This is a genomic window from Polymorphobacter sp. (genome assembly GCF_048007885.1).
In the GTDB taxonomy this organism is placed as follows: Bacteria; Pseudomonadota; Alphaproteobacteria; order Sphingomonadales; family Sphingomonadaceae; genus Sandarakinorhabdus.
This window is the reverse complement of record NZ_CP180346.1, coordinates 1,397,090-1,409,557: the sequence shown is the minus strand read 5'-3', so window position 1 is coordinate 1,409,557 and position 12,468 is coordinate 1,397,090. Positions and strand designations below refer to the sequence as shown.

9 protein-coding genes are annotated in these 12,468 nt (G+C 68.5%); 5 read left to right on the top strand and 4 right to left on the bottom strand.

Annotation, left to right across the window (positions count from 1 at the left end):
* Positions 1 to 16 precede the first annotated feature (16 nt).
* A complete protein-coding gene (locus ACMVO5_RS06675; RefSeq protein ID WP_416906750.1) occupies positions 17 to 706 on the top strand; it encodes a PEPxxWA-CTERM sorting domain-containing protein in 690 nt (229 codons plus the stop codon).
* Positions 707 to 818: 112 nt separating this feature from the next.
* On the opposite strand, the gene ACMVO5_RS06670 is transcribed toward ACMVO5_RS06675, so the two are convergent.
* The 3 genes from ACMVO5_RS06670 to ACMVO5_RS06660 are packed head-to-tail and all read right to left on the bottom strand — an operon-like array spanning position 819 to position 5,133.
* Positions 819 to 1,958 carry an alanine racemase gene (locus ACMVO5_RS06670; RefSeq protein WP_416909271.1) on the bottom strand — a complete coding sequence of 380 codons (1,140 nt, stop codon included), beginning with the start codon at positions 1,956 to 1,958 and terminating at the stop codon, positions 819 to 821.
* A gap of 2 nt (positions 1,959 to 1,960) precedes the next feature.
* Complete coding sequence (locus ACMVO5_RS06665; protein ID WP_416909270.1) at positions 1,961 to 3,388, bottom strand: sigma-54-dependent transcriptional regulator; 1,428 nt, start codon at positions 3,386 to 3,388, stop codon at positions 1,961 to 1,963.
* Entirely contained in the window at positions 3,385 to 5,133 is a 1,749-nt protein-coding gene (locus tag ACMVO5_RS06660) for a sensor histidine kinase (protein ID WP_416909269.1), read from the bottom strand. Before ACMVO5_RS06660 ends, ACMVO5_RS06665 begins: the two co-directional genes overlap by 4 nt.
* Positions 5,134 to 5,403: 270 nt before the next feature.
* Here ACMVO5_RS06660 and ACMVO5_RS06655 point away from each other — a divergent pair, with 270 nt between their 5' ends.
* Genes ACMVO5_RS06655 through ACMVO5_RS06640 form a run of 4 tightly spaced genes read left to right on the top strand, consistent with a single transcriptional unit; the run spans position 5,404 to position 12,067 of the window.
* The gene (locus tag ACMVO5_RS06655) at positions 5,404 to 6,675 is read left to right on the top strand and encodes a dicarboxylate/amino acid:cation symporter (protein WP_416909268.1); all 1,272 of its coding nucleotides are present in this window, start codon (positions 5,404 to 5,406) and stop codon (positions 6,673 to 6,675) included.
* Between the two features lie 45 nt (positions 6,676 to 6,720).
* Entirely contained in the window at positions 6,721 to 9,831 is a 3,111-nt protein-coding gene (locus ACMVO5_RS06650) for a TonB-dependent receptor domain-containing protein (protein WP_416909267.1), read from the top strand.
* Positions 9,831 to 11,030 (top strand): M14 family metallopeptidase, encoded by a 1,200-nt coding sequence (locus tag ACMVO5_RS06645; RefSeq protein WP_416909266.1) that lies wholly within the window; start codon positions 9,831 to 9,833, stop codon positions 11,028 to 11,030. The genes ACMVO5_RS06650 and ACMVO5_RS06645 overlap by 1 nt, the downstream gene beginning before the upstream one ends.
* Before the next feature lie 11 nt (positions 11,031 to 11,041).
* On the top strand, positions 11,042 to 12,067 hold the full coding sequence (locus ACMVO5_RS06640; protein WP_416909265.1) for a hypothetical protein: 1,026 nt from the start codon (positions 11,042 to 11,044) through the stop codon (positions 12,065 to 12,067).
* On the opposite strand, the gene ACMVO5_RS06635 is transcribed toward ACMVO5_RS06640, so the two are convergent.
* Positions 12,054 to 12,422 (bottom strand): hypothetical protein, encoded by a 369-nt coding sequence (locus ACMVO5_RS06635; protein WP_416909264.1) that lies wholly within the window; start codon positions 12,420 to 12,422, stop codon positions 12,054 to 12,056. The two genes, ACMVO5_RS06640 and ACMVO5_RS06635, sit on opposite strands and share 14 nt — an antisense overlap.
* Positions 12,423 to 12,468: the final 46 nt, after the last annotated feature.

The following is a 12,468-nucleotide window of genomic DNA, read 5'->3' as shown; positions in this document are numbered from 1 at the left end:
TGCAAGGGGACGTGTCATGAACAAGGCCATCATCGCTGCTGCCGCCATCGCCGTTCAGGCGCTTCCGGCCTCTGCTGTCACCGTCATCAGCAACCAGACCGGCGCCCCCGATCCGGGTATGCCGGCCGGCTTCACCACGGTCATCGATTTCGACAATCCGACGCCCGCCGGCATCGACAATATCACCTCGCCCGTCGGCAATGTCTTCACCGGGTCGGGCAGCGTCGGCGGCCAATATGCGGCGCCCGCCGGCACCACGACCAACTATCAGGCCGTCCGTTCCGGCGGCTCAAGCATCTTCGACTTTACCGATTATCTCGCCGCCCAGGACCTGCCCAACCATGTCCTGACCGGCTTCAGCCTCTATTGGGGGTCGATCGATCTCTACAACACGCTTCAGATCGGGCGCTATACGGGCAGCGATTTCACCGTCGTTTCCAGCTTCACCGGCGCTGATTTCCCGCCCGCCAACGGCAGCCAGCCCGCCAATGTCACCAACCGCCGCATCACCTTCGGCATCGACAGTGGCGACGCCGTCAACGCCGTGCGCTTCCTCTCGAGCCAGAATGCCTTTGAGTTCGACACCATCGGCATCACCGCTTCGGTGCCCGAGCCGGCCTCCTGGGCCATGCTCATCGCCGGTTTCGGCCTCGTCGGCGCCACCATGCGCCGCCGCCGTCAGCAGCCGGGCCGCGTGCTCGCCTGAGGCCCGACCGCCCTTGGCCACCGACCATCTGCGGGCGCGGATGGTCGGTCGCCTGGCCTGAATGCTCTTGGCCACCGACCATTCGCGGGCGCGGATGGTCGGTCGCCTGGTTTCACCAGCCGCCAAAACGCGGCCACTCGGCCTCAATCCGCCCGCCCGCCCCCATCACCGCATAGGCGCCATGCTGCGCCGCCGTCGCGCAGGCATGGTTGGGCAACACCCGCACCTGCGTGCCAATCGGCAGACGCGGCGCCCGCCCGCCGCTGCCCTCTCGCAGCGCCAAAATCCCATGCTCCTGATTGACCTCGCGCACGATCAGATCGCCAAATGGCCGTCCTGCCACATCGCAGACCAGTCCATAGCCCTGGTCCACCGCCTGCCCCGCCGTCCCCCGGTCGCGTGACAGCGCCGTCCAGCCCGCATCGATGATCGCATCGCCCGTGCCATGCTGATGCCCGATCACGGTGGCCAAAACCGAAATCGCGATATCCTCCAGCCCGCACACCCCGAGCCCCGCCATCACCAGATCAAAGAACATATAGACCCCGGCGCGCACCTCGCTCACCCCGGCGAGATCGCGCGCAAAATGCGCCGTCGGCGTCGAGCCCACGCTCACGATCGGCGCCGGCAACCCGGCCTCGCGCAAGATGCGGGCCGAGAGCACCGCGCCCGCCCGCTCGGTCTCCGCCGCCGCCGCCATCGCGTCCGGCCCGCCGCCCGCATAAGAGCCGCCCGAATGGCTCATCACGCCCGCCAGCGCCGCCCCGCCCTCCTGCAGCGCCCGGCCCACCGCCAGCAGCGCCGCCGCGTCCCCGGCCTTCACCCCGGCGCGCTTGCCATCAACATCAATCTCGATCAGCGCGCGCTGGGCCGTGCCGCTCTCGCGCGCATGCGCCGCCACCGCCTCCGCCGCCGCAACACTGTCCACCACCAGCATCAGCCCGCCGCCGGTCTGCGCGCAAAGCGCCGCCGCCCGCCCCAGCTTGCCCGGCGCGATGGTCACCGCATAAAGCATGTCGCGCACACCTGCGGCGGCAAATGCCTCCGCCTCCTTCAGCGTCGAAACGGTGATCGCCGCGCCCGCGCCCGCCATCACCCGCGCCGCCACATCAAGCGATTTCGCGGTCTTCATGTGCGGGCGCAACATCACGCCAAATGCGTCCATCCGCGCCTGCAGCCGTGCAATATTGCGGTCCATCCGCACCGCGTCCAGCAGCAGGCAGGGGGTCTCGGCCTCCATCAACGCGTTCATCCTCAGCCTCCCCGCTCCCCGCCCCGCTGCCCGTCTCGCCGCCTGAAAGCGGCCGGGTCGATCCCGTGCCGGGCCAGCTTGTCATAAAGCGTCTTGCGCGGCAGCCCCAGCCGCGTCACCGCCGCACTGATCCGCCCATCACACGCGCTCAGCGCCTCGCGCAGCAGCCCGGCCTCGATCCGCGCCATCCGCGCCGCCAGCGTGTCGCCGCCGGCCTCCGCCGCCGTCCAGTTTGTCCCGCCCCCGTCCCCGCCCGCAGCCGCGCCTGCGCCCCCGATCTGGCTCTCGATGCCCAGCACATGGCGCTCGGCATAATGCGCCAGTTCGCGCAAATTTCCCGGCCAGTCATGGCCCAGAAGATGCGCGCGCACGCCCATCGGCAGGCCGTCCTCGGCCAGCGCCAGCCTCACCCCGAAGCGCCGCGCCGCATCGGCCGCCAGCCGCGCAAACAACAGCGGCACATCCTCGCGCCGCTCGCGCAGCGGCGGGATCCGCAGTCTGAGCGCCCCCAGCCGCACCAGCAGCGCCGGGTTGAAGCGCCCGGCCCCGGCCTCGGCGCGCAAATCGGTGCCGGTCGCAGCAATCACCCGCACATCAAGCGGCTTGGCATCGAGCGCGCCGCCATCCAGCGTCGCCCCCAGCCGCGCCTGCAACGCCGCGTCCATCGCCTCGATCCCGTCCAGAAACAGCGTGCCGCGCGAAGCCAGCGCCAGCTTGCCGCCCGCCGGTCCGCTGCCGCGCGGCCGCCGCCCGCTCTCATCGCCGTACAGTGCCTCGGCCAGCATCGCCGCCGGCACCGCGCCGCAGTTCAGGCCCACAAAGGCGCGTGCCCTGCGGCGGCTGGCGTCATGCAGCAGCCGCGCCAGCTGGTCGCGCCCGGTCCCCGCCTCGGCCTCGATCAGCACATCAATCTCCGCCTCGCCAATATGCGCCAGCGTCGCGCGCAGCGCCGTCATCGCCGCACTTTCGCCCGCCAGCGGCAGCACATGGGCAAAAGGCCCGCCCGCCAGCGGCTCGGCGTCCGCCTCGGCGGCAGCGCGCAACCGCCGGTTCTCCAGCACCAGCCGCCGCTTCTCCAGCGCCCGGCCCAGGCTGGCGATCAGCCGTGCCGGCGCAAAGGGCTTGGCCAGAAAGTCATAGGCGCCCTGCTGCAGCGCCCGCACGGCTGCATCAATGTCGCCGTGGCCGGTGATGAAGATCAGCGGCAGATCGGGATCCAGCGCGCGCAGCCCCTCAAAAAACTGCCAGCCGTCCATCCCCGGCATCCGCAGGTCCGACACCACCACGCCTTCAAAGCGCGCATCGAGCCGCGCCAGCACCGCCGCCCCGTCGCTCGCCACCTCCACCTCATGCCCGGCCAGCTGCAAGCTCGTCGCCAGCCCCGCCGAAAGCGCTGCATCATCCTCCACCAAAAGCACCCGGCCCGTCATGCGGCTGCCGCCTCCAGACCGGTCGCCGCCGGCAGCTCGATATCAAAGCGCGTGCCGCTCTTGCCGCTCGTCGCAAGCCGCAGCTCGCCGTCCATCGCCCGGCAGATATCGCGGGAAATCACCAGCCCAAGCCCCAGCCCGCGCGGCTTGCTGGTCTGAAACGGCGTGAACAGTTTGGCCCGGATCGCACGCGGCAGGCCCGGCCCGTCATCCGCCACCGAAATCCGCACCCGCCCGGCCGATGTTGCCGCCTCGATCCCGATCCGCGTGGCGCCCGCGTCCATCGCATTCTGCAACAGATTGACCAGCACCTGCTCCAGCCGGATCCGGTCGGCCATCACCCGCACGCCCTCGCCCACCCCGCTGCTGTCGATATGCACCGCGTCGCCGCGCCCGCGCACCAGCATCCGCGCGCCCGTCACCGCATCCTCCAGCCGCACGGCCTGCGCCGGCCCGTCCGATTTGCGCGCAAAGTCCCGCAATTCCCCGGTAATCCGCCCGATCCGCTCGGTCAGCCCCTCGATCGTGCCAAGCGCCGCCTCGGCCTCGGCCATGTCGCCGCGCGCCAGCAGCGCCCGGGCATTGTGCGCCCAGCTGGCAATCGCAGCCACCGGCTGGTTGATCTCATGCGTCACGCCGGCCGCAATCTGCCCCAGCGTCGTCAGCCGGTTGGCCTGCTCCAGCTCCTGGTGCAGCAGCAGCAGCGCGGCTTCCGCCTTGCGCCGCGCCTCGATCATCCCGGTCAGCTGCGCATTGGCCGCGCTCAGCTCGCGCGTCCGCGCCGCCACCCGTGCCTCCAGCTCGGCCTGCGCCTCGGCCCGTGCGGCCGCAGCGCGGGCCGCCCGCGTGCGCCGCTGCATCAACAGCCAGCCGCCCAAAATCAGCGCGGCGGCCACCAGCAGCGTCACCGTGCTCGCCGCCGTCACCGCCGCATCCACCGCACCGCTCGCGGGCTGCAACAGGTTGAGCGTCCAGCCCGCCATCGCCGTCGCGGTCGCGGCGCGCACATATTCCGCCGTGCCGCCGCCGGGCCGCGCCGCCTCCACATGCACCGGATTGTCCGCCACCGCCCGCACGCCGAGGTCCGCTTCCTTCCGAAACCGCCAGTCCTCCACCGTGGTAATGATCACCCGCCCATCCCCGTCGGTCACAAACACCGGCGCCCCGGCCCGCGCCCATTCCGCCTCCAGCCCAGAAAAATCGATCTTCGTCACCACCACGCCCAGCGGACCCGCCGGCCCCTCCACCCGCGCCGAAAGATAAAGCCCCGGCTGGTTGGTCGTCGTCCCCAGCGCAAATTGCTCGCCGCGCCCGCCCGCCATCGCTTCGGCAAAATAATCGCGAAAGGTGAAGTCCCGCCCGACAAAGCTCAGCGGCGTGCCGGCATTGCTCGCTGCCACCGTCCGCCCGTCCGCATCGATCACATAGATCGCCGCCGCCGCCGTGGTCGCCTCCAGCCCAGCCAGCCGCCCATCCAGTGCCCTGAGCGCCGCCGCCCCGCCGCTCTCCAGCGCCGCCGCCAGCGCCCCGTCGCCCGCCAAAACCATCGGCAGCGCCCGGTGCCGCTCCAGCGCGCTGCGCAACACCGCCTCATAAAGGCTCGCCGAAGCGGCCGCCTCGCGCGCCAGCGCCGCATCGGCCTGACGCCCCGCCACCAGCCCCGCCGCCCAGCTCGCCGCCAGCGCCAGCCCCACCGCCAGCGGCAGCGCCGCGCGACCCAAAAACAAGGCAACAGCCGCCATCATCCCCACCCAATAGGCGGTTTCCCGCACATCAAAAAGCCCAAATGTGCGAAAATCCACACAAAAAATCTCGCCGTCAGAGCAATTATCCCAATAGTATCAAGAAGACATCAAAATTCACAAAACCCCTTGCCCCCGCGAATCGAAAGCCCAACGGTCGCGCGCTCAAGGCCGGAAAACGGGGCCGGCAGGGCAGGGGAGCGAACCATCGCCACAGGCGTATCATATCAGCCGCGCGCGGCCGGGCGGACACCGCTCTATGCGCAGCTCTATGTGCAGGTGCTCGCCGCCATCGTGGCCGGCGGCCTGATCGGCCATTTCGCGCCCGAAACCGGCGTCGCCCTCAAGCCGCTGGGTGATGCCTTCATCAAGCTCGTCAAGATGATCATCGCCCCGGTCATCTTCCTCACCATCGTCACCGGCATCGCCGGCATGCGCGACCTCGGCTCCGTCGGCCGCGTCGCCGGCAAGGCCTTTGCCTATTTCCTCTTCTTCTCCACCGTCGCCCTCATCATCGGCCTCATCGTCGCCAATGTCGTCCAGCCGGGCGCCGGCATGAACATCGATCCCGCCACGCTCGCCACCGGCGAAGTCGATGATTACGCCCGCAAGGCCAAGGACCAGACGCTCACCGCCTTCCTCATGGGCATCATCCCCGAAACGGTCGCCGGCGCCTTTGTCTCGGGCAATCTGCTCCAGGTCCTGTTCATCGCCATCAGCTTCGGCATCGCGCTCGCCATGGTCGGCGAGGCCACCCAGCCGCTCATCCGCATCCTCGAATCGCTCGCCGCCGGCTTCTTCAAGCTCGTCGCCATCTTCATGCGCGCCGCCCCCATCGGGGCCTTTGGCGCCTTCGCCTTCACCATCGGCAAATATGGCATCGGCTCCATCGCCAATCTCGCAGCCCTCGTCGCCACCTTCTACTTCACCTCGCTGCTCTTCGTCCTCGTTGTCCTTGGCGGCGTCGCCCGCGCCAGCGGCTTCTCCATCCTCACCCTCATTTCCTATCTCAAGGCCGAGCTGCTGCTTGTGCTCGGCACCAGCAGCTCCGAATCCGCGCTGCCCAGCCTGATGGAAAAGATGGAGCGCGCCGGCTGTCCCAAGCCCATCGTCGGCCTCGTCGTCCCCACCGGCTACAGCTTCAATCTCGACGGCACCAACATCTACATGACGCTGGCCGCGCTGTTCATCGCCCAGGCCACCGGCATCGAGCTCAGCTGGGGCGAGCAGCTGCTCCTGCTGGGCGTCGCCATGCTCTCCTCCAAGGGTGCCGCCGGCGTCACCGGCGCCGGCTTCATCACGCTCGCCGCCACTCTCACCATCGTGCCCAGCGTGCCCATCGCCGGCATGGCGCTCATCCTCGGCATCGATCGCTTCATGTCCGAATGCCGCGCGCTCACCAATTTCATCGGCAATGCGGTGGCCACCATCGTCGTCTCGCGCTGGGAAGGCGCCATCGACGAAGCCGCCTTCGCCGCCGTCTTCGCCGAGCGCCGCTTCGGCCCGCAAATCGCCGTCCCCGGCCCCGAGGCCGACAGCGACTGAGTTCAACCACAACAACCAACCACAAGAACCAACAGGGGAAGACCAATGAAGATGATGACCAACAGCAGCACCCTCGCGCTCGCCGCAGCCCTGCTCGCCGGCCCCGCGCTCGCGCAGCCAGCCGCCGCCCCGGCACCGGCCCCGGCCGAAGCCGAAGAAATCGTCGTCACCGGCTCCAACATCCGCGGCGCCTCCGACAGCGGCGCCATCGCCGTCACCGTGCTCAGCTCCGAAGAGCTCGAAGCCTTCGGCGTCAACTCCACCGGCGAGCTCTTCGAAAACATCGCCCAGGCCGGTGCGGCCGAAATCAACGGCGCCGCCGATGGCCCCAATGATGCGCGCGGCGACGTCGCCACCATCAACCTGCGCGGGCTCGGCACCGGCAACACGCTGGTCCTCCTCAATGGCCGCCGCATCGCCGCCCATGCCGTCAATCAGGATATCGGCTCCACGCCGCGCCAGATCACCAACGTCAACGCCTTCCCCGCCGCCGGCATCGACCGCGTCGAAGTGCTGCGCGACGGCGCCTCGGCGCTCTACGGCTCCGATGCCACCGCCGGCGTCGTCAACACCATCCTCGATTCCGATTTCGACCGGGTCCGCGCCACGCTGCGCTATTCGGGCGTCGAAGGCACCGGCTCCGATGAAATCCAGGGCGATGTCGCCTTCGGCCTGAAGTTCAACCAGGACCGCACCCGCATCTTCTTCACCGGCGGCTATTTCGAGCGCACCGGCCTGTTCGCCTCCGAGCTCGACAATCAGTTCAACACCGTCGACAAGCGCGGCTTCCTCGGCGACGATCCCTTCGGCACCGACACCACCGACTTCCGCAACACCTCCACCTCCTCGCCCTTCGGCCAATATCAGGCCGGTGCGGTCAATGCGCAGGGCGTCTTCGTCGGCCAGCGCATCCGCGTCGGCTCCAGCGCCATCACCAACAGCAGCGGCACCTTCCATGTCCAGCCGTGCAGCTTCCCCGGCACCCGCGCCGTGCTCGGGGATCGGCCCGAGGGCTGCATGGGCCTTGATGACGGCAATCTCGATGTCGGCCTGCGCTATGATTTCAATGCCAACCAGCCCAACAACGCCCTCGATCAGGGCGTGATCATCCAGCAGGATCCGGTCAGCGCACGCGGCCGCCAGCTCATCTCCAACGCCAATCGCCTCAATCTCTACAGCGTCTTCGAGCATGAGTTCGGCAGCGGCCTCGAATTCTTCGCCGAGGGCCTTTATTACCGCGCCAAGACCTCGTCCAACCGCGCCACCCAGCCGCTCGATTCCGGCCTCGCCTTCCTCGTCGTGCCGGCCTCCAACTATTGGAACCCGTTCGGCCCCGAAGGCAGCCCCAACCGCCTGCCCGGCCTCAACAGCAATGATGTCGGCGCCGAAGGCAGCGACGTGCTGCTGCTCAACTGGCGGCCCACCGATCTCGGCCCGCGCTTCATCACCACCGACACCGAAACCTACCGCATCATGGCCGGCCTGCGCGGCAATTTCGGCAATTGGGATTGGGAAGGTGCGATCGCCAACAGCTCCAACCAGACATCGGATGAAGAGACCAACCGCCTCTCCAAGACGCTGCTGCTGGCCGAGCTCTCAAAGTCCACGCCCGATGCGATCAACCCCTTCGGCGGCCCCAATGCCAACACCCAGGAACAGTGGGACCGCGCCCGCATCGGCAGTCTCAATGTCGGCAAGACCACGCTGACCACGGCCGATTTCCGCATCTCCAATTCCAATGCCTTTGAAAACTGGGCCGGCCCCATCGGCATCGCTGCCGGTGTCGAATGGCGGCGCGAAAGCTACACCGAAGACCGTGACGAGCGGCTCGACGGCACCATCATCTTCTCCACCGAAAATGTCTCGGGCGGCTCCGATGTCGTCGGCGTCAGCCCGACGCGCGACAGCACCGCCAGCCGCAACGTCTTCGCCGGCTTCGCCGAAGCGCTGGTGCCGCTGGTGCGCGGCAATGACGATGGCCCCATGTTCAACGAGATCAACCTGCAGCTCGCCGTGCGCGGCGAATATTTCGACGATCTCGATGTCGGCGCGGTCAAGCCCAAGGTGGCGCTGTCATGGTTCCCCATCCGCGCCTTCAACCTGCGCGCCGCCTATTCCGAAGGCTTCCGCGTCCCCAACCTCGTTCAGCTCAACCGTGGCGACATCTCGCGCCTAAACCTCAACATCGAGGATTACTGGCGCTCGGCCGTCACCCGCGATCCCGGCTCCACCGGCGAGGCCTATCTCGCCTCGGTGCGCGAATCCAACCCCAATCTGCGCAACGAAAACACCAAGACCTTCGTCGTCGGCGGCGTGCTTGATGCCGCCAAGCTGTTCGACAGCCCGACCGTCCGGCGCTTCACGCTGAGCGTCGACTATTGGCGCTTCGAGCAGACCGGCGTCGTCGGCGCGTTCGGCAACCGCGAGGCGCTGGCCCTCGATTTCCTCGAGCGGCGTCAGGGCAGCTTCAACCCCAATGTCGTGCGCGCCGATCCCACCGCCGAAGACATCGCCGCCTTCGACGCGTGGAACGCCGCGAACCCGAACGACCAGCGCGACCCCGCCGGGGCCGTGCTGTTCGTCCGCGATCCCTATATCAACCTCGATCGTCAGGTCGCCGACGGCTTTGATTTCAGCCTCGCCACGGCGTTTGACTTCGGCAATCTCGGTGATTTCCGCCTCGGCATCGAAGCCACCTACCTCAAGACGCTGGATGTCGAGCGCAACGAGCTGCTGAATTCGCTCGCCGGCAATGACAATGACGTGTTCGGCAATGATTTCAGCATCCTCGAAGTCAACCGCATCCAGCTTGACGGCAATCCGCGCTGGCGCGCCAGCAGCACCTTCGGCTGGAGCAAGGGCGATGTCGGCCTTGGCGGCTCGGTGCGCTATGTCGCCGGCTTCCAGGACACTTCGGCCGATCTCACCATCGACGGCGAGACGGTGTTCTGGCAGGTCAAGGAAAACTGGCGCGTCAACCTGTTCGGCGATTATCGCTTCCGCATCGGCGGCGGCCAGAACGTCCGCCTGCGCGTCGGCGTCAACAATGTCTTTGATGAAGCCCCGCCGCTGGCCGATGAATCGCTCGGCTATCTGCCGCAATATCACCAGCTCAAGGGCCGGGAATATTACGTCCAGCTGCGCGGCAACTTCTGATGAGAAAGGCGGCGCTTCCGGTCCTGCTGCTCGCGGCTCTGGCCGGCTGCGCCACCTCATCACGCCCTGAACTCACGTCTGCCAGCTCAGCCCCACCCACCTTCGCCTTCGACGCCGCGCTCGCCGCAGCGCCCGTCTGCCAGGCCCCGGGGCTCAGCGTTCATGCCGGCTTCGAGCGCGCCGCGCTCGCCGCCTGCACCATCGGCGATGATGGCCATGTCCATGCCACCATCCGCGCCGAAGCCCAGCCCATCAACCCCAGCCCCTGGTACGGCATGGTCATCGCCTCGCAGCGCCCGGGCGAAACCCTGCTCACCCTCCATTATGAAGGCGGCAAGCACCGCTACCAGCCATGGCTGGCCACCGAAAATGCAGCGCCTGTAAGACTCGAGGCCGCCCGCCTCGCGGTTGCGCCCGACCGCACATCGGCCACGCTGCGCCTGCCCCCCGCCGCCGCCAGCCTGGTCATCGCCCAGCCGCCCGAAACCATCGAAGGCGTCCTCGCCCCGTTCGAAGCGCGGGTCCGCAGCGGCCAGCTCAGCCGCAGCACCGCCGGCTACAGCCTCGATCGCCGCCCGCTTCCCGTTTATCACCACCGCCCGGCAGGCGCGCGCGGCACCATCGTCATCCTCACCCGCCAACACCCGCCCGAAACCACCGGCCCCCAGGCCTTCGCCACCTTCACCGACGTGTTGCTCGGTGACAGCGCGCCTGCCCGCGCGCTGCGCCAGCGCCATGCGCTGATGATCTTGCCGCTGGTCAATCCCGATGGCTTCGCCCATGGCCATTGGCGGCAAAATCGCGGCGGCAAGGATCTGAACCGCGACTGGGGACCGTTCACCCAGCCCGAAACCACGGCGCTCGCCCGCGCCATGGAGGCCGAGGCGAAGCACGCCCCCATCCTCGCCGTGATCGATTTCCACTCCACATTCCGCGACGTCGTCTATGCCCCGCCGCTGCCAGACGGCCCCGATCTGGGTCAGGCCATGCTGGCCGGCATCGCCGATGACCTCGCGCGCGAAGAGGTGCGCATCGACCGCGCCCACAACCCCGGCAACGGCGTGCTGAAAAGCTGGGCCAAGGACCAGTTCGGCGTCGGCGCCCTGACCTGGGAAGTCGGCGACGACAGCCCGCCCGAACGCACCGCAGCACTGGCCGAAGCCGCCGCCCGCGCCCTCATCGCCAGCACGAACAACTGACAGGAGCCACCATGCGCCCCCGGACCCTCCTTCTCGCCGCCCTGCTTGCCGGCTGCGCCGCCCAAAGCGCCCAAACCGCCCCCGCCACCGTGCCCGCCCTGCTCGCCGAATTCGCCCGCACGCCCTCGCGTGACCGCGTCCCCGATACCGGCATCGTCCAGATCCCCGAGGTGCTGGCCAAGGCCGGCGTCCGCCGCATCACCATCGAAAACTGGGTCGAAGGCGGCGGCGGCAACCCCATCCCCGTCTGGCTGCTCAACCCGCCCAGCGCTGGCGCCGATGCCCCGGTCATGTTCGTCATGCACGGGGTCGGCCGCGATGCAGACCGCTACATGGCCGAATGGGTCGAGCTCGCCACCCGCGAAGGCCTGGTCATCATCGTCCCCGAATTCACCCGCGCCGCCTTCCCCGGCAATCTCAACTATAATTTCGGCGCCGTCCTCGACGAAGCCGGCAATGCCCGCCCCCGCGCCGCCTGGACCTATTCCGCCCTCGACACCATCTTCGAACGCGTCGTCGCCGCCGAAAAGCTCAGCGCAAAAACCTACATCCTCTTTGGCCACTCCGCCGGCGCCCAGTTCGTCCACCGTTTCGTGCTGCTCGGCGGATCGCCCAAAATGTCCCGCGCCGTCTCCGCCAATTCCGGCAGCTACACCTGGCCCATCGGCCCCAATGGCTGGCCCTTCGGCGTCTCCAATCTGCCACAGGGCCTGTGGCAGCCCGAGAGCGCCTTCGCTGCCCCCATGCTCGTCATGCAGGGCACCGCCGACAATGACCCCAACTACCCCAGCCTCCCGCGCCAGCCCGAAGCCATGGCCCAAGGCCCGCACCGCCTCGCCCGCGGCAAGGCCTTCTTCGCCGCCGCCCAGGAAGGCGCCGCCGCCGCCGGCGTCCCCTTCAACTGGTCCTGCGCCCTCATCCCCGATGTCGGCCATGACAATGGCGGCATGGCCCCCTATGCGCTGAAGCTGCTCCGCGCGCCCACGCTCCCCAAGGGCGGCGACTGCCGCCTGATGAAGAAGATCACGCCCGAATAAGCCAGATCAGCAGCGCCCCCAGCCCCAGCGTCGCCACCGAGGCATGGGCAATGATCGCGCTCGTCGCCGCCCCCGGCTTCGGTTTGGCGATCAGCGGAATGCACAGCCCGGTCACAAAGGCCATGGCCAGCCCAAAGGCCGCATACGGCCCCAGATCGCCCACCGGCGCCCGCGTCCCGTCCGGCGCGCCGCGCAGCAGCAGCACCAGCCCCTCCAGCGCGGCTGCGCCAATCAGCAGATGCACCGCGCTCGCCCCCTTGAAGGCCTTGCCCCCGGTCCAGAACTGAAACGCCAGCCAGCCCCCCAGCATGGCGGTTCCACTGAACAAAAGGGCCACAACGGCAATCGCGCTCATCCCCGCACCATAGCGCCTCACCGGCGCCTGCGGGAGTGGCTTTGAA

Coding starts and splice junctions, on each gene's coding strand:
- ACMVO5_RS06675 (WP_416906750.1), top strand. CDS start 17: ATGAACAAGGCCATCATCGCTGCTGCCGCCATCGCCGTTCAGGCGCTT.
- ACMVO5_RS06670 (WP_416909271.1), bottom strand. CDS start 1,958: ATGAACGCGTTGATGGAGGCCGAGACCCCCTGCCTGCTGCTGGACGCG.
- ACMVO5_RS06665 (WP_416909270.1), bottom strand. CDS start 3,388: ATGACGGGCCGGGTGCTTTTGGTGGAGGATGATGCAGCGCTTTCGGCG.
- ACMVO5_RS06660 (WP_416909269.1), bottom strand. CDS start 5,133: ATGATGGCGGCTGTTGCCTTGTTTTTGGGTCGCGCGGCGCTGCCGCTG.
- ACMVO5_RS06650 (WP_416909267.1), top strand. CDS start 6,721: ATGAAGATGATGACCAACAGCAGCACCCTCGCGCTCGCCGCAGCCCTG.
- ACMVO5_RS06645 (WP_416909266.1), top strand. CDS start 9,831: ATGAGAAAGGCGGCGCTTCCGGTCCTGCTGCTCGCGGCTCTGGCCGGC.
- ACMVO5_RS06640 (WP_416909265.1), top strand. CDS start 11,042: ATGCGCCCCCGGACCCTCCTTCTCGCCGCCCTGCTTGCCGGCTGCGCC.
- ACMVO5_RS06635 (WP_416909264.1), bottom strand. CDS start 12,422: ATGAGCGCGATTGCCGTTGTGGCCCTTTTGTTCAGTGGAACCGCCATG.